The sequence below is a fragment of the Achromobacter sp. 1011811831 genome (genome assembly GCF_059760905.1).
On sequence record NZ_JCBANG010000066.1, the window covers coordinates 1 to 26,591 of the forward strand.

Consider the following 26,591-nt stretch of genomic DNA (forward strand, 5'->3'; position numbering starts at 1 on the left):
GCGCGTGGGCTTCGCGCTGTTCGAGCGGGTGCCGCGCGGCGTGCGCCTGACCGAGAGGGGCGCCAGCCTGTTCGCCGGCGTGCATGGCGCGCTGCTGGACATCGCGCAGACGCTGGACGCGCTGCGGCCGGCGCCGGACACGGGCGCGCTTACGGTCTCCACCACGCATTCCTTCGCCGCGCTGTGGCTGGTGCCGCGATTGGGGCGCTTCCATCAGGCGTACCCGCAGTACCAGCTGCGGCTGGACGCCAGCGCGCGGCCCGTGGATCTGTTGCAGGACGCCAGCGTGGACGTGGCCATCCGCTACAGCCAGAAGCGCTATCCGGCGCTGATCGCGGCCTGCTCGCTGCCAGAGTCCTTCGGCGTGTACGGCGCGCCGGTGCTGGCCGCGAGGCTGGGCGGGGCGCGCGCCGGCCGGGAAGCGCCCGCGCTGGTCACGGTGCGCTGGCGCGATTCGCGGCTCTATGACGAGGGCTGGCAGCAATGGTGCGAGGCGGCCGGCCTGCCGCGCTGGCGCAAGCCCGCCGCCATCCATGCCTACGAGGAAGAACACTACGCGCTGCAGGCGGCCATCGCCGGCCAGGGCCTGGTGCTGGCCAGCTCGGTCATGGTGTCCGACAGCGTCCGCCTGGGGGCGCTGGCGCCGCTGCGGCCCGAGGTCCGGGTGCCGGGCGCGGCCTATACCGCGCTGTGCGCGCCGGGGCGCGAGCGGCATCCGCCGGTGCGCGCCTTCCTGGACTGGCTGGCGCGCGAATTCGAGGCCTGAGCCGGGCGCCTGCGCGCGGCTATCATGTCGGGCATTGCTTACGCGCCGCCCGTTATCCGGGCCGCGCCCGCAGCCGGAGAACGCGGACCGTGAACCGATTCCAAGAAATGACCGTATTCCTGGCGGTGGCCGAGGCGCAGAGCTTCGCGGCCGCCGCGCGCCGGCTGCGGATGTCGGCGCCCTCGGTCACGCGCAGCGTGGCCGCGCTGGAGCGGCGGCTGGGCGTGCTGCTGCTGTTGCGCACCACGCGCAGCCTTCGGCTGACCGAGGCCGGCCAGCGCTACGCGGATGATTGCCGCCGCATCCTGGAAGAGGTCGAACAGGCCGACGACGCGGCCGCCGGCGCCATGGCGGCGCCGCGCGGCGCGCTCAGCCTGACCGCGCCGGCGCTGTTCGGCGAGCTGCACGTGATGCCGGTGGTGATGGACTATCTGCGCGCGCATCCGCAGGTTTCGCTGCGCACGCTGCTGGTGGACCGCGTCGTCAATCTGCTGGACGAGGGCGTGGACGTGGCGGTGCGCATCGGCGCCTTGCCGGATTCGACGCTGACGGCGGTGCCCGTCGGCCAGGTGCGGCGCGTGGTCTGCGCCTCGCCGGCCTTCCTGGAACGCCACGGCGTGCCGAAGGATCCGGACGCGCTGGCGCGCTACTGCACCATCACCGCGGCCATGGAGGGCAGGGGGCCGCAATGGCGCTTCCTGCAGGACGGGCAGACCCGCCGCGTGGACGTGGATTCGCAGCTGACCGTCACCTCGTTCCAGGCGGCGGTGCTGGCCGCGCGCCAGGACTGGGGCCTGACGCAGGTGATGTCCTATCAGGTGGCGCCGCACCTGGCCAGCGGCGCGCTGCGCGTGGTACTGCGCGACTACGAGCTGCCGCCGGTGCCGGTGCACGTGGTGCATTCGGAAGGACGGCGCGGGTCGGCCAAGGTGCGCAGCTTCGTCGATTTCTGCGTCCAGGCATTGCGGCGCGATCTGGCCTTGCTGCCCGCTTGACGCGCGACCGACGACGCCACGATGGCGGCGCATTTCCCATTTCATCCGCTGTTTCTTTCACGCCGTGCAAGACAGTCTTGCCGCCGCCGGCCATTCCCGCCGGCGTCTCGCGGGTTCAACATGGTTGCCTGTTCCCCGTTGCCAGAGGCCGGCCATGTCCACACCCGCCATCACGCTGTATTCCTTCCCCTTGTCCGGCCATGCGCACCGCGTCACGCTGATGCTGTCGCTGCTCGGCCTGCCGTATCGCTGCGTCGACGTCGATCTGCGCGGCGGCGAGCACAAGCAGCCGCCGTTCCTGGCGCTGAACGCCTTCGGCCAGGTGCCGGTGCTGGAGGACGAGGGCGCGGTGATCGCCGATTCCAATGCGATCCTGGTCTATCTGGCCAAGCGCTACCAGGGCCAGGCCCGCTGGCTGCCCGAGGACGCGTTGGGCGCCGCCGCCGTGCAGCGCTGGCTCTCGGTGGCCGCCGGACAGCTGGCCTCGGGGCCGAACGCGGCGCGGCTGGCCACGTTGTTCGGCGTGCCCGATCCCGGCGGCGCGGCGCAGGCGCGCGCCCATGCGCTGCTGGCCGTGATGGACGCCGAACTGGATCGTCGCGACTGGCTGGCCGGGGAAGCCGCCACCATCGCCGACGTGGCCTGCTATGCCTATGTGGCGCTGGCGCCCGAGGGCAACGTGTCGCTGCAGGACTATCCGCGCGTCCGCGCCTGGCTGGCGCGGGTCGAGGCGCTGCCGGGCTTCGTGCCCATGGCCTTTTCCCACGTCGGCCTGCGGGCCGCCTGAGCGCGCGAGGCCCTGTCCATGACGACCGTAATCCAGCCCGATCCCGCCCCGGTCGAGGCGCCGGCTTCGCCCTGGCACGCCGGCGAGCGCCTGCTGCAGGAGCACGTGGGCGTGGCCGCGCGCATGGCGCAGATCGGCCCCAAGGTGCTGCGCGACTACATGCCCGACCAGCACCGCGACTTCTATGCGCAGCTGCCGCTGCTGCTGGCCGGCGCGGTGGATCCGGCGGGCGATCCCTGGGCCGGCGCGCTGGAGGGCGAGCCGGGCTTCGCCTGGTCGCCCGACCCCAGGGTGCTGCGCGTGACGGCCATGCCGGACGCCGATGACCCCTTGGCGGCGGGACTGGGGCCGGGCAAGGCGCTGGGCTTGCTTGGCATCGAGCTTCAGACGCGCAGGCGCAACCGCGTCAATGGCCTGGTGTCGGCCTGGGGCGACAAGCGTTTCGAGGTGACGGTGGGGCAGTCCTTCGGCAACTGTCCGCAGTACATCCAGACGCGCGAATGGTATTTTTCGCGCGCGCCCGGCCTGCGCTTCGCCGGCGGCGCGCGGGAATCGGCGGGACTGGACGCCGCGGCCGCCGCGTTGATCCGACGTTCGGACACGTTCTTCGTGGCCAGCTACGCGGACACGCCCGAGGGCGGACGCCAGGTCGACATATCGCATCGCGGCGGGCGGCCGGGCTTCGTGCGGGTCGACGGCGACGTGCTGACGATCCCTGATTTCTCCGGCAACCGTTACTTCAACACGCTGGGCAACCTGGCCGCCAATCCGCGCGCGGGCTTGCTGTTCATCGACTTCGAGCGCGGCGATACCTTGCAGCTCAGCGGTCCGACGGAGCTGGTGCTGGAGGGACCGGAGGTGGCGAGCTTCGAAGGCGCCGAGCGGCTGTGGCGCGTGCGGGCGCGGCGGGCGGTGCGCCGGCCCGGCGCGCTGGCCCTGCGCTGGCGTTTCGGCGACTACGCGCCCACGTCGCTGGCGACGGGGCAGTGGCCGGCGGCGCTGTAGCGGCGGGCGAGTTCGGGCGGCGCGGCAGCGAGCGGCTTCAGTCCTGCGCCACCTTGCGCACGACGGTATCGTCCGGCTCCAGCCGGCGGCCGTCCTGCGCGTGGATCTCCAGCCGGCGCACCGGCTGGCCGCGCTTGCGGTCGATCAGTTCCGAGTGCGCTTCCCGCGGGCCGTAATAGTGGTCCTCGCCCCATTGCCGCAGGCCCACGATCACGGGGAACAGGCCGCGTCCTTTCTCGGTGAGCACGTATTCCTGGTAGGCGCTGCCGTCCGAGGCCGGCGCGGACTCCAGGATGCCGTGCGCCGTCAGCGTGCGCAGGCGGTCGCTGAGGATGTTCTTGGCCATGCCCAGGTTCTTCTGGAACTCGCCGAAGCGGCGCAGTCCGTCGAAGGCGTCGCGCACGATCAGCAGCGACCACCAGTCGCCGATGGCGTCGAGCGAGCGTGCCACCGGGCAGGCGGCGTCTTCGAAACTGGTGCGTTTGACCATGTGCCGGATCCTTGCGAGAAAACGCGGGCCCGGGTTCGGGCCCGTCGCTGACGGATTTTGTGGTTGCATTATAAAACCATAAGGCCTAGCATTCTGGTTTCGTTATGAAACTTAAAAGGCCAGCCATGCCATCCCCGGATCGATCCCAAGTCCAAGCCTCGTCCCAAGCGGAAAGCGCCCGTCCCATGCCTGGCTGGCGGGTGCTGCTGCTGGCCGTGGCCTGCGCGCTCAGCGTGGCCAACGTGTATTACGCGCAGCCGCTGCTGGACGCCATGGGCCGGGAGTTCGGCCTGGACGAGGCGGCGGTGGGCATGGTGGTGACCGCCACGCAGATCGGCTGCGCCGTGGCGCTGTTGCTGGTGGTGCCGCTGGGCGACCTGCTGGACCGGAGGCGCCTGATGATCGGCCAGCTGGTGTTGCTGATGCTGGCCCTGGCGGCGGTGGCCGCCGCGTCGGGGGCCGGCTGGCTGCTGGCGGGCATGGCCGCGCTGGGATTGCTGGGCACCGCCATGGCACAGGGTCTGCTGGCGCTGTCGGCGGCGCTGGCCGCGCCCGGCGAGCGCGGCCGCGTGGTCGGCGCGGCCCAGGGCGGGGTGGTGATCGGCCTGCTGCTTGCGCGCACCCTGTCCGGCGCGCTGGCCGATCTGTGGGGCTGGCGCGCGGTCTACCTGGTCTCGGCCGCGCTGTCCGCGCTGCTGGCGGTGGCGTTGGCGCTGGGCCTGCCGCGCCGCCGGCTGCCGTCGGCCGGCATGGGCTATGGGGCCTTGCTGCGTTCCATGTATACGCTGGTGCTGACCGAGCCGGTGCTGCGGGTGCGCGGCATGATCGCGCTGCTGATGTTCGCCGCCGTCAGCGTGTTCTGGACCGCGCTGGTGCTGCCGCTGTCGGCGCCGCCGCATGCGCTGAGCCACACGGCCATCGGCGCGTTCGGGCTGGTGGGCGTGGCCGGCGTGCTGATGGCGGCGCGCGCCGGCCGGCTGGCCGATGTCGGGCAGGGCCAGCGCACCACGGGCGCGGGCCTCGTGCTGCTGTGCCTGTCCTGGATTCCGCTGGCGCTGCTGGACTGGAGCCTGTGGGCGCTGGCGCTGGGCGTGCTGCTGCTGGACGTGGCGCTGCAGGCGCTGCACGTGACCAACCAGGCCATGATCTTCAGCATCGGCGCGCAGGCGCACAGCCGGCTGGTTGGCGCCTACATGCTGTTCTACGAGGCTGGCAGCGGCCTGGGCGCGATCGCGGCCACGACGGCATACGCGCATGCCGGCTGGCTGGGCGTGTGCGGGTTGGGCGCGGGCTTTAGCGCGGCGGCGCTGCTGTTCTGGCTGGCGACGCTGCCGCGCGGCGCGGCAGCGAGGCAGCGCGAGGGGCGGTGCCAGGACGCGCTGGGTTGATGCGGGAGCGATCAGGCTGGCCGCCCGTGGATCGCGGCCAGCCTGGGGCGGTTCCGGTCAGGGCTGCACTTCGTACTCGCCCGAGCCCAGCACCACGGCGGCCAGCCCCGGCGCCTGGGGCAGCTTGTGCAGCGCATAGGCCTGCGCCGTGGCGATCTTGGCGGCGTGGAACTCGGGATCTTCCTGCTTGAGGTCCAGGCTGGCCAGCAGCGCGCGCGCCATCTGCCAGCCGGCCAGCGTGGTGCCGGCCAGCATCAGGTAGGGCACGGCCGCGGCGAACACGGCGTTGGTATGGCTGGCCGCGTTGGCCAGCACGTAGTCCACGGCGCTGGCCAGCGCCTCGCGGGCCGCCTTGAGCGGGCCGGCCACGCGGGTGGCGGCCGGTTCGTTGCGGGCCAGCAGCGCGTCCTCGGTCTGGCGCACCTGGTCCAGCAGCCAGCGCGCCACGGCGCCGCCGTCGCGCAGCGTCTTGCGGCCCACCAGGTCGTTGGCCTGGATGGCGGTGGTGCCTTCGTAGATGGCCAGGATGCGCGCGTCGCGGTAGTACTGCGCGGCGCCGGTTTCCTCGATGAAGCCCATGCCGCCGTGCACCTGCACGCCCAGGCTGGTGACCTCGATCGACATCTCGGTGCACCAGCCCTTGACGATGGGCACCAGGTATTCCTGCACCGCCAGGTGGCGCGCGCGGGCCTTCTCGTCGGGGGAGGCGTGCGCCAGGTCGGCATGGCCGGCCGTGTAGTAGGCCAGCGCGCGGCCGGCCTCGGTGACGGCGCGCATGGTGCCCAGGATGCGGCGCACGTCCGGGTGCTGGATGATGGCCACGGCCTCGCGCGACGAGCCATCCACCGGACGGCTCTGCACGCGTTCGGCGGCATAGGCCAGCGCGTGCTGGTAGGCGCGGTCGGACACGGCCACGCCCTGCATGCCGACGGCGAAGCGCGCGGCGTTCATCATGATGAACATGGCGTCCAGTCCGCGGTTCTCCTGGCCGATCAGGTAGCCCACGGCGCCGCCGGCATCGCCGAATTGCAGCGTGGCGGTGGGGCTGGCCTTGATGCCGAGCTTGTGCTCGATCGACACGCAGTGCACGTCGTTGCGCTGGCCCAGTGAGCCGTCGGCGTTGACCAGGAACTTGGGCACCAGGAACAGCGAGATGCCCTTCACGCCCTCGGGCGCGTCGGGCAGGCGGGCCAGCACCAGGTGGATGATGTTCTCGGACAGGTCATGCTCGCCGTAGGTGATGAAGATCTTGGTGCCCGAGATGCGGTAGCTGCCGTCGCCTTGCGGTTCGGCGCGCGAGCGCAGCAGGGCCAGGTCCGAGCCGGCCTGCGGCTCGGTCAGGTTCATGGTGCCGGTCCATTTGCCGGAGATCATCGGACCGATGTAGCGCTCGCGCAGCTCGGCCGAGCCGGCGGTCAGCAGCGCCTCGATGGCGCCGTTGGTCAGCAGCGGACACAGCGAGAACGACAGGTTGGCGGCGTTCAGCATTTCCGAGGTGGCCGCGCCCAGCAGGCCGGGCAGGCCCTGGCCGCCGTATTCGGCGGGATGATTCATGCCCTGCCAGCCGGCCTCGGCGTACTGGCGGAAGGCCTGCTTGAAGCCGGGCGCGGTGGTGACGGCGCCATCGCGCCAGGCGCCGGGCTCGCGGTCGGCGGGCTGGTTTAGCGGGGCCAGCACCTCGCCGGCGAAGTGCGCAGCTTCCTCCAGCACCGCCTGGGCGGTGTCGGGCGTGGCTTCCTCGAAGCCGGGCAGGGCCGCCACGGCGGGCAGGCCCGCCAGGTGGTTGAGCACGAACAGCATGTCTTTGACGGGGGCTTGGTACGGCATGGCGTCGGAACTCCTGGATATGTGGTTGTCGTTGGAATCAGGCGGACTTGCTGGGATCGGCGGCGGGGCCGGACAGGTCGATGGCGCTGGTGGCGCCCACGGCCGCGCGCAGTTCGAATTTCTGGATCTTGCCGGTGGAGGTCTTGGGCAGCTCGCCGAAGCGCACCGCGCGCGGCACCTTGAAGCCGGGCAGCAGCAGCTTGCAGTGCGCGATGATTTCTTCGGCGGTGGCGCTGCAGCCCGGTTTGAGCTCGACGAAGGCGCAGGGCGTCTCGCCCCACTTGGGGTCGGGCATCGCGACCACGGCCACGGCGGCCACCGAGGGGTGGCGGTAGAGCGCGTCCTCGACCTCGATGCTGGAGATGTTCTCGCCGCCGGAGATGATGATGTCCTTGCTGCGGTCCTTGATGCGGATGTAGCCGTCGGGCGTCATCACGCCCAGGTCGCCCGTGTGGAACCAGCCGCCGGCGAAGGCATCCTCGGTAGCGCGCTCGTTCTTCAGGTAGCCCTTCATGCAGATGTTGCCGCGGAACATGATCTCGCCCACGGTCTGCTCGTCGGGCGGGACTTCGAGCATGGTTTCGGGATCGCGCACCGACACGCCGGCCTGCAGGTGATAGCGCACGCCCTGGCGCGCGTTGAGCAGGGCGCGCTCTTCGTCTTCCAGCGCGTCCCAGGCTGCCTGGCGCGCGCAGACGGCGGCCGGGCCGTAGACCTCGGTCAGGCCGTAGACGTGGGTCAGCTCGAAGCCGATCTCCTTCATCTTGGCGATCACGGCGGGCGCGGGCGCGGCGCCGGCCACCATGGTGCGGACCGTGTGCGTGATGCCGGCGCGCAGCTCGGCCGGCGCGTTGGCCAGCGCGCTCTGCACGATGGGCGCGCCGCAGTAGTGGGTGACGCCTTCGGCGCGGATCAGGTCGAACACGGTCTTGGGATCGAACTTGCGCAGGCAGACGTTGACGCCGGCGCGCGCGGCCACGGTCCAGGCGAAGCACCAGCCGTTGCAGTGGAACAGCGGCAGCGTCCAGAGGTAGACCGGATGCTTGGGCATGTCCCATTCAAGGATGTTGCTGACGGCGTTCAGGTAGGCGCCGCGATAGTGATAGACCACGCCCTTGGGATCGCCGGTGGTGCCGGATGTGTAGTTCAGCGCGATGGCGTCCCACTCGTCGGCCGGCGGCTGCCAGTCGAACGTGGCGGGCGCGGCGGCCAGGAAGGCGTCGTAGTCGGTCGCGCCGGGCAGGGTGGCGGGCGCGCCGTCCAGGTCGTGCACGGAAATCACGACCAGGTGCGGGAATTCGGCGCGGGCGCGCTGCGCCAGTTCGGCGTATTCGGTGTCGATGATGAGGGCGCGGGCCTCGCCATGGCCCAGCATGAACAGCACGCTGGGCGTGTCCAGACGCGTGTTCAGTGTGTTGAGCACGGCGCCCAGCATGGGCACGCCGAAGTGCGCCTCGACCATGGCCGGGATGTTCGGCAGCATGACGGCCACGGTGTCGCCGCGCTTGATGCCGGCCTGCGCCAGCGCGCCGGCCAGGCGCTGCGCGCGCTCGTAGGTCTGGCGCCAGTTGCGGCGCACCTTGCCATGGACCACGGCGAGCCGGTCGCCGTACACTTCGGCCGCGCGGGCGATGAAGTCCACCGGCGTGAGCGCCTCGTAGTTGGCGTCGCGACGGCCCAGCCCATGGTCGTACATGCTGCTCATTGCTTGTGTCTCCTTCCGGCGCGGCTGCCCGCGCTTGTCAGCGTTGCGCCTTTTTCTGGCGCTGGTTTGTCGGCATTGTCGGAGGATGATCGCGGTCGTCAGTTGACGGCGATCACAGGATCCGCCTTGCCCTAGCTTATCGGCCGCCGGAAAATGGCGTCTGTCACCTGCATGACAGACTGCCCGCCGGCGCGGAAACCTCCAGTTTTACACGGTTCTTCCCATGTCCGATGTTTCAAACATTGTTTCCCCTGAAGAACTTGCAAGGCTCTTCGGAAATTGCGCCTGGTTCGGCGCGCTCGACCCCGCGCACCGGCAGCTGGTGCTGGCCACGTCGCGCGCCGAGCATGTGCCCAACGGCGCCTGGATCGCGCGGCGCAACGCGCCGTCGGATCACTGGCTGGGCGTGCACAGCGGGCTGTTGAAGCTCGCCATCTACAACGAGTCGGGCCGCAGCTGCACGTTCTCCGGCGTGCCGCGCGGCGGCTGGTTCGGGGAAGGCAGCGTGATTAAGCGCGAGCTGCGCAAGTACGACGTGGTGGCGATCCAGCCCTCGCTGGTCATGCAGGTGCCGACCGTCACGTTTCACGCGCTGCTGGCGGCCAGCCTGCCGTTCTCGCATTTCGTCATCAGCCAGCTGAACGACCGCATGGGCGAATTCATCGCGTCGATCCAGAACCACCGGCTGCTGGACGCCGACGCGCGCGTGGCGCAGTCGCTGGCGCAGCTGTTCAATCCGCAGCTGTATCCGTCCACCGACCTGACGCTGGCGATCTCGCAGGAAGAGCTGGGCTATCTGACCGGCCTGTCGCGCCAGCGCGTGAACCAGGCATTGCAGGCGCTGACCGACCAGGGCGTGCTGGCGCTGGCCTACAACCAGATCAAGGTGCTGGACCTGGACCGGCTGCGGCGCTACGGGCTGGATCAGTTGTAGAGGGGTATGCCGGGGCGGGGCGCCGACGCTCAGCCGGCCTTTGAGCGCGACAGCGCGCGCACATGGCGCGCGATATGGCGGAATTGCTCGGCCATGGCGTCCTGCTGCGATTCGGGCAGCTGCGACAGGAACAGCTCGTCGATGGCGGGTCCGTATACCTTCCACATCTCGCGGCGCAGCGCGCGGCCCTTGGGCGTGAGCCGCGCGTAGGTGGCGCGGCGGTCTTCTTCCGAGCGGAAGCGTTCGACCAGGCCGGCGGCCTCGATGCGATCCATCAGGCGCGTCAGGTTGTAGCGCGCGATCACCATGCGCTCGGCCATTTCGTACATGCGCGCCGTGCCTTCCGGCGCGCGTTCCAGCGCCCACAGCGCGTCGTACCAGGCCAGCGGCGGCAGGTCCGCGGCGGACAGTCGCTTTTCTATCTCTTCCACCACCAGCGCGTGCGCGGTCAGAAAGAGGCTCCAGGCATCGGGCTTGCCTGTGGCCATGCGGTCGGCTCCTTGATTCATCGGTGGGAATGTGCAGCCCGGATTGTAAAGGCGGCGATGCCTTGGCGCCGCATTCGCATGCGCGCATCGCGCGCATAGGGGCAGCGCGCACCCGCGCGTCGGATCACAGCCGTCAAATAATTGCACTTGCAATTGTTTAGAAGTCCTCCTACGATTGCAATTGCACATAATGCAATTGCAATTCACAATGCGAAATGGCGATGACGGACCCGGTCCGGCGCCTTGCTCGCGCCCGACATGGAGGACACACATGGACATGCCGCTGGAACCCACGGACCTCGATCCCCAGGAAACCCGCGAATGGCTGGACGCGATGCAGGCCGTGGTCGCGCACGAAGGCCGGCCGCGCGCGCACTACCTGCTGGATCAGCTGATCGACCAGGACCGCGCTGGCGCGGGCCGCTACGCCGCGCCCAACACCACGCCCTACATCAACACGATCCCGGCCTCGGCCCAGGACGCCTTCCCCGGCGACACCGGCCTGGAGCTGCGGCTGGACGCCTATCTGCGCTGGAACGCCATGGCCATGGTGCTGCGCGCCGGCAAGACCTCGGGCGTGGGCGGGCACATCGCCACCTACGCGTCGGCGACCACGCTGTACGAAACCGGCTACCGCCACTTCTTCCGCGCCGCCACGCCCGAGTTCCTGGGCGACATGCTGTACATCCAGGGCCACTCGGCGCCCGGCATCTATGCGCGCGCCTACCTGGAAGGCCGCTTGTCGGAAGATGAGCTGGACCGCTTCCGCCGCGAGATCGGCGGCGGCGGACTGGCCTCGTACCCGCACCCGCGCACCATGCCGGGCTTCTGGCAGTTCCCGACCGTGTCGATGGGCCTGGGCCCGCTGATGGCCGCCTACCAGGCGCGCTACATGCGCTACCTGGAAGACCGCGAGCTGATTCCCGCGCAGGGCCGCAAGGTCTGGGGCTTCCTGGGCGACGGCGAGCAGGACCAGCCCGAGACGCTGGCCGCCGTGGCCATGGCCGGCCGCGAGAAGCTCGACAACCTGATCTTCGTGGTCAATTGCAACCTGCAGCGCCTGGACGGTCCGGTGCGCGGCAACGCCAAGATCATGCAGGAGCTGGAAAGCGTGTATCGCGGCGCCGGCTGGAACGTGATCAAGGTGGTCTGGGGCGGCGACTGGGACGCGCTGCTGGCCCAGGACCATGACGGCCGCCTGCGCCGCCGCATGATGGAATGCGTGGACGGCGAGTACCAGGTGTTCAAGGCGCGCGGCGGCGCCTATGTGCGCGAGCATTTCTTCGGCGCGGATCCGGTGCTGCTGGAGCGCGTGGCGCACCTGAGCGACGAGCAGATCGGCGCGCTGCATCGCGGCGGCCACGATCCGGCCAAGGTATACGCGGCCTATGCGGCCGCGCTGCGCCACACCGGCAGGCCCACCGTCATCCTGGCCAAGACGGTCAAGGGCTACGGCATGGGCGCGGCCGGCGAGGCGGCCAACACCAACCACCAGCAGAAGAAGATGGCGGATCCGGCCGTGCGCGCGTTCCGCGACCGCTTCTCCATTCCGGTGCCCGACGATCAGCTGGAGCAGATCCCGTACATCAAGCCGGCGCCCGGCAGCGCCGAGCAGGCCTATTTCGACGCCGCCATCCAGCGCGCCGGCGGCCATCTGCCGCGCCGTCCGGCCGGCCCCGGCCCGCTGGCCACGCCGCCGCTGGAGGCCTTCGCCTCGTTGCTCAAGAGCAGCGAGGGCCGCGAGTTCTCGACCACGCTGGCCTTCGTGCGGCTGCTGGGCCAGCTCCTGAAGGATCCCGGCATCGGCAAGCGCGTGGTGCCCATCGTGCCCGATGAATCGCGCACCTTCGGCATGGACGCCATGTTCCGCCAGGTCGGCATCTATTCGCATGTGGGCCAGTTGTACACGCCGCAGGACGCCGACCAGCTCAATGTCTACCGCGAGGACCGCCAGGGGCAGATCCTGCAGGAAGGCATCAACGAGTCCGGCGCCACGGCATCCTGGATCGCGGCCGCCACGGCGCACAGCACGCATGGGCTGGCGACGATCCCGTTCTACATCTTCTATTCGATGTTCGGCTTCCAGCGCGTGGGCGACCTGGCCTGGGCCGCCGGCGACATCCGCGCGCGCGGCTTCCTGCTGGGCGCGACCTCCGGGCGCACCACGCTGGAAGGCGAGGGCCTGCAGCACGACGACGGCCACAGCCACGTGCTGGCCTCGGTGATCCCGTCGTGCCGCGCCTACGATCCGGCCTATGCCTACGAGATCGCGGTGATCGTGCAGGACGGCATGCGGCGCATGTACCAGGAGCAGGAAGACGTCTTCTACTACCTGACCCTGATCAACGAAAAGACCGAGCATCCGGCCATGCCCGAAGGCGCCGAGGAAGGCATCCTGAAGGGCATGCATCGTGTGCGCGAGGGCGCGCCGGGCGAGAAGCGGGTGCAGCTGCTCGGCAGCGGCGCGATCCTGCGCGAGGCGATGGCGGCGGCCGACCTGCTGGCGCAGGACTTCGGCGTGCAGGCCGACGTCTGGAGCGTCACCAGCTACACCGAGCTGCGGCGCGAGGGCCAGGAGTGCGAACGCTGGAGCCGCCTGCATCCGTTGCAGGACGCGCGGCGCGGCTATGCCGAAACCTGCCTGGCCGCGACCCGGGGGCCAGTGGTGGCGGCGACCGACTACATGAAGACGGTGGCCGAGCAGATCCGCCCCTTCACGGCGGGGCGGCGCTACGTCACGCTGGGCACCGACGGCTTCGGCCGCTCGGACACGCGCCAGGCGCTGCGTGCGTTCTTCGAGGTGGACCGCCACCACATCGCGCTGGCGGCCCTGAAGGCGCTGGCCGACGACGGCGTGGTGCCGAGGGAGCTGGCGGCGGACGCCATCCAGCGCTACGGCATCGATCCCGAGGCCGTGTCGGCGGCCTTGCCCTGACGGGTACGGCGGGCCTCAGGCCCGCCGCGCCAGCAGCGCCCAGACGCCGGCGGCCGACAGCAGCGCGCCGCCGCCCAAGTTGAAGCCGCGCTGCGCGCGCGGCGAGGCCAGCAGGCGGCGCGCCTGGCCGGCGAACAGCGCGTAGGCGGCGGCGTTCAGGCCGGCGCACGTCACGAAGGTGGCCGACAGGATCCACATCTGGCGCACCGTGTCGCCGGCCGGGTCGATGAACTGCGGCAGGAAGGCGACGAAGAAGATGATGCCCTTGGGATTCAGCGCCGTCACCAGATAGGTGTTGGCAAAGAGCTTCCAGCGCGATCCCGCCTCGCCCGCCTGGGGCAGCGTGGCCGGCGCCACGCCGGCGCGCAGCAGCTTGAAGCCCAGGTACAGCAGGTACAGGCCGCCCACGGTCTTGACCACGGTGAACCAGAAGGCCGAGGCCGACAGCAGCGCGCCCAGGCCGACCAGCGACAAGAGTAGCGCGGTGGAATCGCCCAGCGCCACGGCCAGCACCAGCGGCAGGCGGGCGCGCCGGCCGTGCGTGATGGAATAGCTGATGACGGTGAGGATGGTGGGGCCGGGCAGCACCAGCAGCAGGGCGGAGGCGCCCAGGAAGGCCAGCCAGGTTTCGAGATGCATGACGGGGACTCCGGGAAGGCGACCGCGGGGGTTCGCGGTCAGAGCGGCGGGCGCAGGCCCGCAAGGCGGTTCAGGCCCCGCCGGGAAAGGCCGCCGCCAGGGCGTCCGCGCCTGTGCGGGATCAGCGCGCCGAGCTTAGCATGTACTCCACGGCCGCGCGCAGGGTGGTCTCGTCCGCCGACGAGCCGCCGCGCGGCGGCATGGCGCCCTTGCCCTTGAGCACCGTGGCCAGCAGCGCGTCGGCGCCCTGGGTGGCGTAGGGCGCCCAGGCCTGGCGGTCGCCCAGCTTGGGCGCGTTGGCCACGCCGGACGCATGGCACACCACACAGGCGGACTTGTAGAGTTTTTCGCCGGCGGGGTTGACGGTCTGGGCCGTGGCGTCCGCCCGGGCCGACGCCACGGGCAGGGCGGCCAGCAGGGCCAACAGGGCAAGTCTTGCTGCTTGGGTCATGGCATCGGTCCTCGAAGGGCGGTTGCGGGGCGGGCGCGGCTCAGCGCGGGATCGGGCCGGGCGCCTTGATCTGCTTCATCAGGTCGTCGTTCCACTTGCCCTCGACCTTGATGTGCCCGGCCGCGCCCAGCTCGAAGGCCTCGATCAGGTTGTGGTTCAGGTAGGCGTACACGCCCGGCTGCTTGAAGGTGTAGAGCGCCGCGCCCGCCGAGCCGCCGCGGATGAACCAGGTTTCCAGGTTCTTCTGCGGCGGGTTGCCGAACTTGCCGGTTTCCCAGACCCAGTCGCCGTGGCCGCCGATCAGGTGCGGGCGCGTGTCGCGGTTGGCCTGCGAATGGATCAGCAGCACGGTTTCGCCGACCTTGGCCGTGAGCGCGTTGGCGCCGGTCAGCGCGCCGACCTTGCCGTTGAAGACGATGTGGGACGGCGTCAGCTTGCGCATGACTTCCACCGTGTCGCCGTAGCTTTCGGCCAGCGTCTTGTAGTCCTTGTACTTGCCCTTCTCGTCCTTGGGGATGTAGAGGTCGAACTCGCCGATGGTGTAGGCGCGGTCGTAGCGCAGCGGCTTGCCCTCGGGATCCTTCAGGCCGTCGCGCGGCAGCACCATCAGAGTGCCGCTCATGCCGGACACCACGTGCCAGGGCACCATGCCCTCGGGCGCGCAGTGGTAGACGAAGGTGCCGCTGCGGTCGGCCTTGAAGCGCAGCGTGGCCTGCTCGCCGGGGTTGACGTTGGTCAGCTTGGCGCCGCCCAGCGCGCCGGTGGCGGCGTGGAAGTCGACGTTGTGCGGCATGGCGTTGGTAGCGGGATTGACCAGGGTCAGCTCCACGTAGTCGCCCTCGTGCACGACCAGCGTGGGGCCGGGCATGGAGCCGTCGAAGGTCATGGCCTGCAGCGTGGTGCCCTTGTCGTCGATCACCATCTTCTTTTCCTCGATGGTCATGGTGAACTCGACCACCTTGGGGCCGCCTTTGGCCACCTGCTCATGCGGGTGGACTTGCGGCGGGGCGACCAGGGCGACCTTGGCGCGGGGCAGCTGGTCGGCGTTCTGGGCATGCGCCAGGCTGGCGGGCAGCGTGACGATCAGGGCCGCGGCAAGCAAAGTGGGGCGGAAGGCTTTCATGTGCAACTCCTGTTTTCGGTTTCCTCAACAGCCGTTCGAGCCGGCGCTTTCATTGAAGGCCACGCGGGCCGCCCCTTCTTTGCTGTAGCGCAAACTGCGGGGCAGGACGCGCCCGGGCGCGCATTGCCAGCCCAGGGGGGCGATGCCACCATGGAACCGTGCCCACCTCGACCCGGACGGACCGCGATGCCCACGCCCTTGTGCCATGCCCTCCTGTGCAACCTGGACCTGTTCCGGCCCTTGTCCGAGGCGGAATTGCGGGCCGCCTTGCTCGGCGCCCAGCCTTGCCGGCTGGACGCGGGGGCGGCGGCGTTCCATCAGGGCGAGCCGGCCGCGCACTTTTTCGTGCTGCTGCACGGCTGCCTGAAGGTGACGCAGGTCACGCCGGACGGCGAACAGGTGCTGGTGCGCTACGTCAATCCGGGCGATCTGTTCGGGCTGGCGCGGGCCATGCGCCAGGCCTGTTATCCGGCATCGGTGGCGGCGGTGCAGGAAAGCGTCTGCCTGGCCTGGCCGGCGGCGGCCTGGGATGAATTCGCCGCCAGCCATCCCCGGCTCAACGCCGCCGCGCTGCAGACCATGGGCCGGCGGCTGCAGGACGCGCACCTGCGCATCCAGGAACTGTCCACCGACGAGGTCGAGCAGCGCGTGGCGCGCGCCATGCTGCGCCTGTTCGAGCAGTCGGGCCAGCCGGTGGCCGACGGCATCGGCATCGGCTTTCCGATCACGCGGCAGGACATCGCCGAGCTGACCGGCACCACGCTGCACACGGTCAGCCGGCTGCTCAACGACTGGAAGCAGCGCGGCATCGTCGACTGCGGCCGCAAGCGCGTGGTGCTGCGTTCGCCGGCGGCGCTGGCGCGGCTGTCGTCGGCGGCGCCGGCCGGGCTGCGCGACTGCGCGGGCTGTCTGTCCTGTACCGATGGACCGCCGGCGGACGGGGCGCGGAGGATCGAGGCGCACGCGCTGCCGGGCTGATTCGCCGTTGCTTCCCCGTCGCGGGACCGGGCGGTGGCGGGGCGTGACGGGGCGCGGGCCGGGAACCCGCGCCGGCCGGCCGGTTACTCATGCCGTGGATGAATACCACCTCGTGGAGACGGCATGATTTCCCTATATGACTCAGCGCGGCAAATGCAGAAGTGGCGGGCCGAGCGCGCCTTGAGCCCGCGAGCCGCGCCGCTCGGCAAGTTCGGCAATGTGCAGTACGCCCCGCCCGATGCGACCGCCGCCGGCCCCAGGCTGGGCGGCTTGCGCAAGTTCCTGTGTTCCGTCAGGGCGGCGCTGACGGCCTTGACGTGCCGGCTGTCGATGAGCCCCGCGCGTCGGGTGGCGTTGCGCGACCAGGGGCAGCGCTGCGCTGTCGACCGCCACATGGCGAACCTGCTGGGATGCCTGACTGGCTGCGCGCTGAAGGACAAGCGAGGCGAGGACTATCGCCGGCAGCTGCGCAACGCCTGGGCCAGGCTGGAGCGCACGGGCGCAACGCCCGCGATGAAGGAAGCGGCCATGGTCAGGCTGATTTCGGAGCTCCAGTCCTGGGACCGCAGCGCCGTGGCCGCGGGAATCGCGCGCGTGCTCAGGGAGCCGCTGCCTCGGCAGCAACAGAGTTGGCTGGGCCTGCTGAGCGATCAGGTGTCGCGGCCGGTTCCCGCCGGCGCGGCCGCTGGCGGCAGGCCCGCCAGCGGCTCGCGATCCGCCTCGCCGCAGGATGGCGGGTCCGTCATGCCGCCGTCCGGCGTCCCGCCAGACGCCGCTTCCCGCCCGGGCCTGCCCGCGTCGGTGATGGAGCATGTCACCGGCGATATCACCAGGATGAGCGTCGATGCGATCGTCAATGCCGCCAAGCCCTCGCTGCTGGGCGGGGGCGGCGTGGATGGCGCGATACACCAGGCGGCGGGGCCGGGCTTGCTGGCAGAATGTTCCAGGCTGGGCGGCTGCGAGGTCGGCCGGGCCAAGATCACCGCCGGCCACCGGCTGCCGGCGCGTCACGTGATCCATACGGTGGGGCCGGTGTGGGAGGGCGGCGGGAACAACGAGGCGGCGAAGCTGGCTTCCTGCTACCGCGAGTCCATACGCCTGGCCGTGAAAAAGGGCCTGGGCTCGATCGCGTTTCCCGCCATCAGCACGGGCGTATACGGCTATCCGAAGCAGGAGGCCGCGGCCATCGCGGTGGCCGCGGTCCGGCAGGCCATGCAGGAAAACGAAGGATCGTCGCTGCGCCGCGTGGTGTTCTGTTGCTACGACGACGGGGATGCCAGGTTGTACCAGCAGTTGCTGTCCGGCGCGCACCCGCCCTAGTCCGCCAGCACCAGCCGCAGGCCGAGGTTGGCCGGCGGCAGGCCCACCGAGCAGGCGCCGCTCTTGGGGTCGCGGATGAAGTCCGGCAGGTAGGCGATATGCCGGCCGGCGGCCACGCGGATGCCGCAGTTGCCTGCCTCCTGTCCGGCCTCGCCGGGCGCCGCGTCCAGCACGCGGCGCGTGTGGCAGTCGCTGGTCCAGTCCCACACGCTGCCGGCCATGTCCTGCAATCCGGCCGGATTGGCGCCGTGGCCGCCGAAGGGTCGCAGCTCGACGGACTCACCCGCCTGCGCGCGCCGCGCCTGCTGGTCGTATTCGGCCAGCCAGCGCTGCGCAGGATCGCCGTCGTCGGCTGACGGGGCGAGCGCATCGTCGATGAACGCCGGGCCGGCCGCGTAGACCCATTCCGCATAGGTCGGCAGCCGCAGCTGGCGGCCGGTGGCGGCCGAGAGCCAGGCGGCATAGGCCGAGGCGTCGCTCCAGCTGATGCCGGCGGCCGGCATGTCCGGCGCCGTGGCGTCGCGCTGCGCGGGGTCGGGCGTCCTGCAGCCGCCGGCGCGCACGCAGGCCGCATACTCGGCCTGGCTGACCTGGCGCGTCATGATGGCAAGGCCGTTCGGAAAGCGCGCCGTCAGCGGCGCGGGCGTCACCGGATAACCCTTGCGCAGCGCCTCGCCGGGCGGCGTGTACGAGACCTCGCCCGGCGGTAGCCGGCTCATCGGGGGCAGGGGAGCGCGGGGCCGGTCGCCGCCGCAGGCGGACAGCGACAACAGCAAGGCCAGGACCAGCGGGCGGGCGTGCATGCGTAAGCTCCTCGACGCCCGGAGCCGGCAGGCTCCGGCGCATGCGGATATTGGACCCGGTGCCGGGTCCGGCCTCTTTGCGCTGGCGCAAGTTGGCGCAGGCAGGACAACGCCCGTGCCGGAAACGCAAAGGCCCCGCCGGGGACCCTGTCCTCGGCGGGGCCGGCAGCTTGCGTGTCGCCGCCGGTTCCGGCGTCAGCCGCGAGCTGGACGGGTCTGCAGGCCGGGCTTGGGCGCGGCCGGCTTGCCGCTGGCCAGGCCCAGGATCACCTGCGCCACCAGCGCCAGCGCGCCCAGCAGGAATACCACGTCGCCGAAGGTGCGGCCCCAGCGCAGGGCTTTCAGGATGTCCTGCTGCATGAAGGCTTCGCTGCGCGCGTACCACATGCCCTCGCTGACGCTGGCGTGGAACTGGATCAGTCCGGCCGGCAGCAGGCTGGTGAAGATCATCAGCGCCAGGCCGATGTTCAGGCCCCAGAAGCCCAGCTTCATCAGGCCGGGATTCAGCGCGTATTGCGGACGGATGTAGCGCAGCACCAGCAGCGTGAAGCCCAGCGCCAGGAAACCGTACACGCCGAACAGGGCCGCGTGCGCGTGGACCGGCGTGGTATTCAGGCCCTGGATGTAGTACAGCGAGATCGGCGGGTTGATCATGAAGCCGAACACGCCCGCGCCCAGCATGTTCCAGAAGGCCACGGCCACGAAGCACATCAGCGGCCACTTCAGGTCGGCCATCCAGGGCGCGCGGGTCTTCAGGCGCCAGTTCTCCCAGGCCTCGTGGCCCAGCACGATCAGCGGCACCACTTCCAGCGCCGAGAAGCTGGCGCCGATGGCCATGACCGGGGTGGTGGTGCCGGCGAAGTACAGGTGGTGGAAGGTACCGGGGATGCCGCCCAGCATGAACAGCGAGGCCGAGGCCAGGCTGGCCGTGGTGGCCATGCGTCGCGACACCAGTCCCAGCGTCGAGAAGATGAAGGCCAGCGCGGTGGTGGCGAAGACCTCGAAGAAGCCTTCCACCCACAGGTGCACGATCCACCAGCGCCAGTATTCCATCACGGTCAGGTGGGTGCGTTCGCCGTAGAAGAAGCCGGCGCCGTAGAACAGGCCGATGGCGCCTACCGAGGCGGTCAGGAGCGCCAGCAGGTTCTTGTCGCCGCCGGGCTGGCGCAGCGCGGGCACGATGCCGCGCAGCATCAGCACCAGCCAGAAGCAGATGCCGGTGAACTTGCCGATCTGCCACAGCCGGCCCAGATCCACGTATTCATAGCCCTGGTGGCCCAGCCAGAAATTCAGCTCGGGCGGCATGATCTGCGCGATCGCCAGGTAGTTGCCGGTGAACGAACCGACCACCACGACCACCAGCGCCCAGAACAGGATGTCCACCCCGATCTTCTGGAACTTCGGATCGCGCCCGCCGTTGATCAGCGGCGCCAGGAACAGGCCGGCGGCCAGGAAGCCGGTGGCGATCCAGAACAGCGCGCTCTGGATGTGCCAGGTGCGCACCAGCGAATACGGGAACCACTGCGACAGGTCCAGGCCGTAGAACTTCTGGCCCTCCACCGTGTAGTGCGCGGTGAAGGCGCCCAGCAGCACTTGCAGGCCGAACAGCGCCACCACCAGGAACAGGTACTTGCCCAGCGCGCGCTGCGACGGGGTCAGCGCGAAGGTGCTCAGCGGATCCTGCCTGGGCGCCTCGGGCTCGTCTTCCTCCTTGCCGCGCAGGAAGGCCCAGGCCCAGATGAGCAGGCCGATGCCGGCCAGCAGCACGACCACGCTGATGATGGACCACATCACGTTCTCGCTGCTGGGCACGTTGCCGATCAACGGCTCGTGCGGCCAGTTGTTGGTGTAGGTGACCTTGGCGCCCTCGCGCTCGGTGGCGGCGGCCCAGGCGGTCCAGAAGAAAAAGCGCGTCAGCTGCTCGCGCCGGCCGGCGTCGGGCAGGGTGTTCTCCTTCATCGCGAAATGCTCGCGGCTGGTGTGCAGCGCCGGCGCATCGGAAAACAGCTGGTCATAGTAGGCGGCGGTCTGGGCGATGGCGCGCGCGCGGCGCGCGCTGACCGTCAGCACCTCGTCCGCGTTGACGCGGTTGCCGCGGTACTCGGCCTTGAGGGTTTCGCGCAGCGCGGCCTGGGCCGGCGCGGGCAGTTCGGCGTAGGGCTGGCCGTGCGCCTCGCGCGCGGCCAAGTCCAGCCAGGCGCTCAGCTCGCGGTGCAGCCAGTCGGCGGTCCAGTCCGGCGCCTGGTAGGCGCCGTGGCCCCAGACCGAGCCCAGCTGCATGCCGCCCACCGACTGCCAGGCGGTCTGCCCGTCCAGGATGTCGTCGCGGCCGAACAGGCGTTGCCCGTCGGCCGCGACCACGGCCTGCGGGATGGGCGGCGCCTGCCGGTAGACTTCGCCGCCGTAGAAACCGAGCAGCGAGAAAGTGACCGCCAGTACGGCGATCAGCGTGAACCATAGTTTTCGGTATGGGCCCATTTTGGGTACACCCTCCAGATGTTGCAGTTGATGGGTGCAGGGACAGATGCGAAATTCGTGCCAGGGAAAAGGGCACGGAAAATCAGGGGTTTGCGGATGAAAGGGTGATTCGTACCCTGTCCGATCTGGGTTCGGATTACCCTGGAGCGGTGTTTTTCACCATCTGGACGGCGTTCGCGCCGTTCGGGCGGGCCGGATGGCGACTGGTGCAAAATACGGCTTTTCCCTGACAGTGACAGCGGCCCTCGCGGGGGCCGCGCAGAGGACACCATGGCATTCGATTTCGACCTGTTTGTGATTGGCGCCGGTTCCGGCGGCGTGCGCGCGGCGCGTTTCGCGGCCGGCTTCGGCGCGCGCGTGGCGGTGGCGGAAAGCCGTTACCTGGGCGGCACCTGCGTCAACGTGGGCTGCGTGCCCAAGAAGCTGCTGGTCTACGGCGCCCACTACAGCGAGGACTTCGAGCAGGCCAGCGGCTTCGGCTGGAGCACGGGCGAGCCGTCCTTCGACTGGCCCGCGCTGATCGCCAACAAGAACCGCGAGATCGAGCGCCTGAACGGCATCTACCGCAACCTGCTGGTCAACAGCGGCGTGACGCTGCTGGAAGGCCATGCCCGCATCAAGGATCCGCACACAGTCGAGATCAACGGCCAGACGCACACGGCCGAGCACATCCTGGTGGCGACCGGCGGCTGGCCGCAGGTGCCGGACATCCCCGGCAAGGAACACGCCATCACGTCCAACGAGGCCTTCTTCCTGGAAGCGCTGCCGCGCCGCGTGCTGGTGGTGGGCGGCGGCTACATCGCCGTGGAATTCGCCTCCATCTTCAACGGCATGGGCGCGCGGACCACGCAGATCTATCGCGGCCCCATGTTCCTGCGCGGCTTCGACCAGGGCGTGCGCGAGCACCTGCGCGACGAGCTGACCAAGAAGGGCATCGACCTGCGCTTCAACGCCAACGTCGCCCGCATCGACAAGCGCGCCGACGGCACGCTGGCGGCCACGCTGGAAGACGGCTCGGTGGTCGAGACCGACTGCGTGTTCTTCGCCACCGGCCGGCGCGCCATGCTGGACAAGCTGGGCCTGGAGAACACGGCGGTCAAGATCGGCAAGAACGGCTTCATCGAAGTGGACGACGAATTCCGCACGGCCGAGCCGTCCATCCTGGCCATCGGCGACGTGATCGGCCGCGTGCCGCTCACGCCGGTGGCGCTGGCCGAGGGCATGGCCGTGGCGCGCCGCCTGTTCCGCCCCGCCGAGTACCGCAAGGTCGACTATGCGCTGATCCCGACGGCGGTGTTCAGCCTGCCCAACATCGGCACGGTCGGCCTGACCACCGAGCAGGCGCGCGAGGCCGGCCACGAGGTCAAGCTGTACGAAAGCCGCTTCCGGCCGATGAAGCTGACGCTGACCGAGTCGCAGGAAAAGACGCTGATGAAGCTGGTGGTGGACGCGAAGACGGATCGCGTGCTGGGCGTGCACATGGTCGGGCCCGATGCCGGCGAGATCGTGCAGGGCATGGCCGTGGCGCTCAAGGCCGGGGCGACCAAGCAGGTGTTCGACGACACCATCGGCATCCATCCGACCGCGGCCGAGGAGTTCGTCACGATGCGCACGGCGGTGGCGTAGGCGAACGGGGCCAGCCAACGGCGGGTGACAAGGCCGACAGGCTGGTCGCGAGGCGAGGCCGGGCGCCAGAAAAACGCCTGTTCCGATACAGATTTCCGATATCGTCGACGCTTCCTGATTTCACGCGCCCGCCGCCAATCCGCCATGCCCGACCTCGCCAACCTCCTGACCTTCGCCCTGGTGGCGCTGGGCATGGTGCTCACGCCCGGCCCCAACATGATCTACCTGGTGTCGCGCTCGATATCCCAGGGCCCCAAGGCCGGGCTGATCTCCCTGGCGGGCGTGGCCGTGGGCTTCATCTTTTACGTGGGTTGCGCGGCCTTCGGCATCACGGCGCTGCTGATGGCGGTGCCTTATGCCTACGACGCGTTGCGCTACGCCGGCGCCTTGTACCTGCTCTACATGGCCTGGCAGGCCGTCAGGCCCGGCGGCCGTTCGCCGTTCCAGGTGCGCGAGCTGCCGCGCAGCTCGCCGCGCACGCTGTTCACCATGGGGCTGGTGACCAACCTGCTCAATCCCAAGATCGCCGTCATGTACGTGTCGCTGCTGCCGCAGTTCATCCAGCCCGACCACGGCAGCGTGCTGACGCAGTCGCTGGCGCTGGGCATGACCCAGGTCGCGGTGAGCCTGTCGGTGAACGCGTTGATCGCGCTGATGGCGGGTTCCATTGCCGGCTTTCTCGCCGGCCGGCCCCTGTGGATGGTGGCGCAGCGCTGGCTGATGGGCACCGTGCTGGCCGGCCTGGCCGTGAGGATGGCGCTGGAATCGCGGCGCTGAGCCGTGCCGCGGCGCGCGCCCGGCGCGCTCGCGGTGTTTGCGCTAATGGTGATTAAACATCACCAATTGCTCGCACAAAATGTCGACCCGGACGTGGGCGGCCGTTGCTACGATCGCCCCTTTGCTGGCGCGTCCCGCGCCCGCGATCACGTCAGATCGAGGCGGCATTCCCCATGAGGCATCCCTCAGGCCCTAATTCAGCATCACCCGTTCCGCGCCAGGTTGAGTTGGTGCTGCTGCGTCACGGTGAAACCGAATGGAGCCGCCTTGGCCGCTATGCCGGCCTGACCGACCTGGCCCTGACCGCCGACGGCCAGGCATCCGCTCGCGCGTTGGGACCCCGGCTGGCACAGGGCAACTACGACCGCATCGTGTCCAGCCCCTTGCAGCGCGCCCGCAGCACGGCCGAGCTGCTGGCCCTGGGCGAGGTGACGCTGGATCTGCGGCTGGTCGAGCGCGACTACGGCGACTACGAAGGCAAGACCACCGCCGAGATCCGCGCCGACGCGCCGCACTGGCATGTCTGGACCGATCCCGTGCCCAACGGCGAGACGCTGGCCGCCATGACCCACCGGGTCGACAGTTTCATCCGCGACGTGCGCCAGTCGGCCGACCGCCGGGTGCTGGCCGTGGCGCACGCCCACCTGATCCGGCTGGTGGCCGCGCGCTGGCTGGGGCTGGAGCCGGCGCAGGCGGCCCTGTTCCGGCTGGGCACGCTGGGCATCGCCCATCTGGGCTGGGAACGCGAGCGTCCTGTCATGCTGAGCTGGAACGCATGAGCGCCGCCGGCTACGCGCTGCTGTGGGACTTCGACGGCACGCTGGTCGATTCCGGCGAGCTGTGGCGGCGCAGCGAATACACCTTCCTCAATGCCCGCAAGCTGCCCTGGAACGACGCGGCCAGCAGGCGGCTGCTGGGCGGCAACCTGGAGCTGGCGGCCCATGTGATGGCTGAGGTGACCGGCGTCCGGTTCTCGGTCGACGAGTTGCGGCGCGGCCTGGGAGATGCCGTGCGCGACGCGCTGTCGCGGCATGTGCCGTGGATGCCCGGCGTGCGCGGCCTGTTGCGCGAGCAGCATCAGCGCGGCTTGCGCTCGGCCCTGGTGACGTCATCCTACGCGGCCATCGTGCGCACGGCCCTGGAGCAGCTGGCGTATGCGCCGTTCCAGTCCTGGGTCACGCGCGAGGACGTGGAGCGGCCCAAGCCGGATCCGCAGCCCTACCGGCTGGCGCTGGAGCGGCTGGATATCGCCGCCGACGCGGCGCTGGCCATCGAGGATTCACCCGCCGGCGTGGCGTCTGCGCTGGCAGCGGGCTGCCACGTGCTGGCGGTCGGGCCGGATCTGCGCGAGCTGGCGCAGGGCCATGAGCGCGGCGGCGCGCTGGCGCAGGTCGACAGCCTGGCCGGCCTGACGCTGGACGCCGTGCTGGCGCGCTTTCCGCGCCTGACGGCGCGCGCCGGCTGAGGATTCGCGCCCGTTATTCCGTCATCCCGCCGTCCCGCCATGCCCGGACGTTCTTGCCGGCCGGCCGCTGGACGGACGAGTCCTGTTAGTCCTGTTCCAGCCGCGCTTCCCGCGCCAGCCTGGCCAGGCGCTTGACCAGCGCCGGAAAACGTTCGGCGCCGGTGTTGCCATAGCCGATCACGAGTCCGTTGTCCTCGCGCAGCGGCGAGACGGCGAAGGACGATAGCGCGTTGGGGCTCATGCCCGCGGCGCGCGCCTGTTCCGCGATCCGCGCATCCGGAAAGCAGGGCGGCAGGCGCACCGTCAGGTGCAGGCCGCTGTGGCCGCCCAGCACTTCATGATCCACGTCCATGTGCGCCGCGAGCGCGTCGCGCAGCGCCGCCTGCCGCTCGCGGTACAGGCGCCGCATGCGTCCCAGGTGGCGCGAAAACTGGCCGTTCTCGATGAAGGCCGCCATGGTCAGCTGCTCCAGCCGGTGGCCGCCGCGCAGCATTTCGATGATGGACGGCGTGGCGCTGGCCGCCAGCGCCGGCGGCAGCACCAGGAAGCCCAGCCGCAGCGCCGGGAACATGGTCTTGCTGAAGGTGCCCACGTACAGCACCGGGGCGTCCGGCAGCAGCCCCTGCATGGCGGCGATGGGTTCGCCCTGGTGACGGAATTCGCTGTCGTAGTCGTCCTCGATGATCCAGGCGCCGGCGCGGCGCGCCCGTTCCAGCAGGTCCAGGCGGCGCGCCACCGACAGCACCGCGCCGGTCGGATACTGGTGCGTGGGCGTGGCCTGGATCAGGCGCGGCGGCTTGCGCCAGGCCTCATCGGGGATGGCCAGGCCGTCGGCGTCCACGCGCATCGGCACCACATCCAGGTCGCCGGCGTGGAAGGCGGACTTGGCGCCGCGATAGCCGGGTTCCTCCAGCCAGGCGGTGTCGCCGGGATTGGTCAGCAACTGCACGCACAGCGCCAGCGCGCCCTGGGCGCCCTCGGTGATGACCACGTGCGAGGCGTCGCAGCGCACCCCGCGCGAGACGCGCAGGTATTGGGCGATGGCGGCGCGCAGCGCCGGCTCGCCCATCGGATGGCCGTAGCCCAGCGTGGCGAATGGCGCGGCCTGCAGCGCGCGGTCCTGCGCGCGGCGCCAGGCGTTGACGGGGAACTGGTTCAGCGCTGGCGTGCCCGGCGTCAGCGGCAGGGCGCCGTCGTTGGGCACGCGGGTGGAGGCGATGCGGCCCAGCCGCGTGGCGGTGAAGGCCGCCGGCTGCGGCGGCTCGGCCTGCCGAGCGGCGCTGGCCGCGGCGGCCGACAGCGGCGCCACGCGCGTGCCCTGCCGGTCGGCCACCACATAGCCTTCGGCCGTGAGCTGCTCGTAGGCGATCAGCACCGTGTTGCGCGAGATCTCCAGCTCGTCGGCCAGCGTGCGCGAGGACGGCAGCTTGCCGCCGGCCGGCAATTGGCCCGCCAGGATGGCCTGCTTGAGCCGCTGGATCAGTTGGCGCTGGCGCGGCGCGGCGCCATGGCCGCGCGCCAGCGGGCTGGAGAGCAGGGCGTGGGGAAGATTCATGGCTCTATCGAATTCAATGATCGTGGCGCTTTTTATGATGCCACGATTCCTTTATC

Annotated in this window: 23 protein-coding genes; 13 read left to right on the plus strand and 10 right to left on the minus strand. The window is 70.3% G+C overall.

Translation table 11 applies throughout. The features are described from left to right. From AC6LJ9_RS21675 to AC6LJ9_RS21690, 4 genes are all read left to right on the plus strand, one after another. Positions 1-766 (plus strand): LysR substrate-binding domain-containing protein (locus tag AC6LJ9_RS21675; RefSeq protein WP_498149143.1); only part of this gene is annotated, 766 nt, incomplete at its 5' end. A gap of 89 nt (positions 767-855) precedes the next feature. Continuing rightward, positions 856-1,761 carry a LysR substrate-binding domain-containing protein gene (locus AC6LJ9_RS21680; RefSeq protein WP_498149144.1) on the plus strand — a complete coding sequence of 302 codons (906 nt, stop codon included), beginning with the start codon at positions 856-858 and terminating at the stop codon, positions 1,759-1,761. A gap of 154 nt (positions 1,762-1,915) precedes the next feature. Further along, positions 1,916-2,548 (plus strand): glutathione S-transferase family protein, encoded by a 633-nt coding sequence (locus AC6LJ9_RS21685; RefSeq protein ID WP_498149145.1) that lies wholly within the window; start codon positions 1,916-1,918, stop codon positions 2,546-2,548. Positions 2,549-2,566: 18 nt separating this feature from the next. Beyond that, positions 2,567-3,553: a pyridoxamine 5'-phosphate oxidase family protein gene (locus tag AC6LJ9_RS21690; RefSeq protein ID WP_498149146.1), complete on the plus strand. Its 987-nt coding sequence runs from the start codon at positions 2,567-2,569 to the stop codon at positions 3,551-3,553. Positions 3,554-3,590: 37 nt separating this feature from the next. Here AC6LJ9_RS21690 and AC6LJ9_RS21695 read toward each other — a convergent pair whose 3' ends face one another. Continuing rightward, positions 3,591-4,043 (minus strand): winged helix-turn-helix transcriptional regulator, encoded by a 453-nt coding sequence (locus tag AC6LJ9_RS21695; protein WP_498149147.1) that lies wholly within the window; start codon positions 4,041-4,043, stop codon positions 3,591-3,593. 125 nt (positions 4,044-4,168) lie between these two features. On the opposite strand from AC6LJ9_RS21695, the gene AC6LJ9_RS21700 reads away from it, so the two are divergent. Beyond that, the gene (locus tag AC6LJ9_RS21700) at positions 4,169-5,431 is read left to right on the plus strand and encodes an MFS transporter (protein ID WP_498149148.1); all 1,263 of its coding nucleotides are present in this window, start codon (positions 4,169-4,171) and stop codon (positions 5,429-5,431) included. Between the two features lie 57 nt (positions 5,432-5,488). Here the strand turns inward: AC6LJ9_RS21700 and AC6LJ9_RS21705 are convergent, their stop codons facing one another. Both AC6LJ9_RS21705 and AC6LJ9_RS21710 read right to left on the minus strand, forming a co-directional pair. Continuing rightward, positions 5,489-7,258 carry an acyl-CoA dehydrogenase gene (locus AC6LJ9_RS21705; protein ID WP_498149149.1) on the minus strand — a complete coding sequence of 590 codons (1,770 nt, stop codon included), beginning with the start codon at positions 7,256-7,258 and terminating at the stop codon, positions 5,489-5,491. 37 nt (positions 7,259-7,295) lie between these two features. Then, positions 7,296-8,963: an acyl-CoA synthetase gene (locus AC6LJ9_RS21710; RefSeq protein ID WP_498149150.1), complete on the minus strand. Its 1,668-nt coding sequence runs from the start codon at positions 8,961-8,963 to the stop codon at positions 7,296-7,298. Positions 8,964-9,186: 223 nt separating this feature from the next. Between AC6LJ9_RS21710 and AC6LJ9_RS21715 the strand changes: the two genes are divergently transcribed. Continuing rightward, positions 9,187-9,897, plus strand: coding sequence for a Crp/Fnr family transcriptional regulator (locus AC6LJ9_RS21715; RefSeq protein WP_498149151.1), 711 nt, complete (start codon positions 9,187-9,189; stop codon positions 9,895-9,897). Between the two features lie 29 nt (positions 9,898-9,926). Here the strand turns inward: AC6LJ9_RS21715 and AC6LJ9_RS21720 are convergent, their stop codons facing one another. Next, positions 9,927-10,385 carry a MarR family winged helix-turn-helix transcriptional regulator gene (locus AC6LJ9_RS21720; RefSeq protein ID WP_498140302.1) on the minus strand — a complete coding sequence of 153 codons (459 nt, stop codon included), beginning with the start codon at positions 10,383-10,385 and terminating at the stop codon, positions 9,927-9,929. Positions 10,386-10,656: 271 nt separating this feature from the next. Here AC6LJ9_RS21720 and aceE point away from each other — a divergent pair, with 271 nt between their 5' ends. After that, a complete protein-coding gene (gene aceE, locus AC6LJ9_RS21725; RefSeq protein WP_498149152.1) occupies positions 10,657-13,320 on the plus strand; it encodes a pyruvate dehydrogenase (acetyl-transferring), homodimeric type in 2,664 nt (887 codons plus the stop codon). A 15-nt stretch (positions 13,321-13,335) separates the two neighbouring features. Here the strand turns inward: aceE and AC6LJ9_RS21730 are convergent, their stop codons facing one another. The 3 genes from AC6LJ9_RS21730 to nirK all read right to left on the minus strand — a co-directional run bounded on the left by AC6LJ9_RS21730 (position 13,336) and on the right by nirK (position 15,533). Then, complete coding sequence (locus AC6LJ9_RS21730; RefSeq protein ID WP_498149153.1) at positions 13,336-13,959, minus strand: LysE family translocator; 624 nt, start codon at positions 13,957-13,959, stop codon at positions 13,336-13,338. A gap of 121 nt (positions 13,960-14,080) precedes the next feature. After that, positions 14,081-14,410 (minus strand): c-type cytochrome, encoded by a 330-nt coding sequence (locus tag AC6LJ9_RS21735; protein ID WP_498149154.1) that lies wholly within the window; start codon positions 14,408-14,410, stop codon positions 14,081-14,083. Positions 14,411-14,450: 40 nt separating this feature from the next. Continuing rightward, on the minus strand, positions 14,451-15,533 hold the full coding sequence (nirK, locus tag AC6LJ9_RS21740) for a copper-containing nitrite reductase (RefSeq protein ID WP_212318252.1): 1,083 nt from the start codon (positions 15,531-15,533) through the stop codon (positions 14,451-14,453). 186 nt (positions 15,534-15,719) lie between these two features. On the opposite strand from nirK, the gene AC6LJ9_RS21745 reads away from it, so the two are divergent. Further along, positions 15,720-16,511, plus strand: a complete 792-nt coding sequence (locus tag AC6LJ9_RS21745) for a Crp/Fnr family transcriptional regulator (RefSeq protein ID WP_498149155.1) — start codon at positions 15,720-15,722, stop codon at positions 16,509-16,511. Between the two features lie 804 nt (positions 16,512-17,315). Further along, positions 17,316-17,831, plus strand: coding sequence for an O-acetyl-ADP-ribose deacetylase (locus tag AC6LJ9_RS21750; RefSeq protein ID WP_498149168.1), 516 nt, complete (start codon positions 17,316-17,318; stop codon positions 17,829-17,831). Here AC6LJ9_RS21750 and AC6LJ9_RS21755 read toward each other — a convergent pair. Then, positions 17,828-18,634 (minus strand): SUMF1/EgtB/PvdO family nonheme iron enzyme, encoded by an 807-nt coding sequence (locus AC6LJ9_RS21755; RefSeq protein WP_498149156.1) that lies wholly within the window; start codon positions 18,632-18,634, stop codon positions 17,828-17,830. The two genes, AC6LJ9_RS21750 and AC6LJ9_RS21755, sit on opposite strands and share 4 nt — an antisense overlap. Before the next feature lie 195 nt (positions 18,635-18,829). After that, positions 18,830-21,112, minus strand: a complete 2,283-nt coding sequence (locus tag AC6LJ9_RS21760) for a nitric-oxide reductase large subunit (RefSeq protein ID WP_498149157.1) — start codon at positions 21,110-21,112, stop codon at positions 18,830-18,832. Between the two features lie 270 nt (positions 21,113-21,382). Here AC6LJ9_RS21760 and gorA point away from each other — a divergent pair, with 270 nt between their 5' ends. The 4 genes from gorA to AC6LJ9_RS21780 all read left to right on the plus strand — a co-directional run bounded on the left by gorA (position 21,383) and on the right by AC6LJ9_RS21780 (position 24,980). After that, positions 21,383-22,738, plus strand: coding sequence for a glutathione-disulfide reductase (gene gorA, locus AC6LJ9_RS21765; RefSeq protein WP_498149158.1), 1,356 nt, complete (start codon positions 21,383-21,385; stop codon positions 22,736-22,738). A 144-nt stretch (positions 22,739-22,882) separates the two neighbouring features. Beyond that, positions 22,883-23,515, plus strand: a complete 633-nt coding sequence (locus tag AC6LJ9_RS21770; protein ID WP_498149159.1) for a LysE family translocator — start codon at positions 22,883-22,885, stop codon at positions 23,513-23,515. A gap of 230 nt (positions 23,516-23,745) precedes the next feature. Beyond that, entirely contained in the window at positions 23,746-24,294 is a 549-nt protein-coding gene (locus AC6LJ9_RS21775) for a histidine phosphatase family protein (protein ID WP_212318265.1), read from the plus strand. Further along, a complete protein-coding gene (locus tag AC6LJ9_RS21780) occupies positions 24,291-24,980 on the plus strand; it encodes an HAD family hydrolase (RefSeq protein ID WP_498149160.1) in 690 nt (229 codons plus the stop codon). The genes AC6LJ9_RS21775 and AC6LJ9_RS21780 overlap by 4 nt, the downstream gene beginning before the upstream one ends. Before the next feature lie 85 nt (positions 24,981-25,065). Here the strand turns inward: AC6LJ9_RS21780 and pdxR are convergent, their stop codons facing one another. Next, positions 25,066-26,535 (minus strand): MocR-like pyridoxine biosynthesis transcription factor PdxR, encoded by a 1,470-nt coding sequence (gene pdxR / locus AC6LJ9_RS21785; RefSeq protein WP_498149161.1) that lies wholly within the window; start codon positions 26,533-26,535, stop codon positions 25,066-25,068. Positions 26,536-26,591 lie beyond the last annotated feature (56 nt).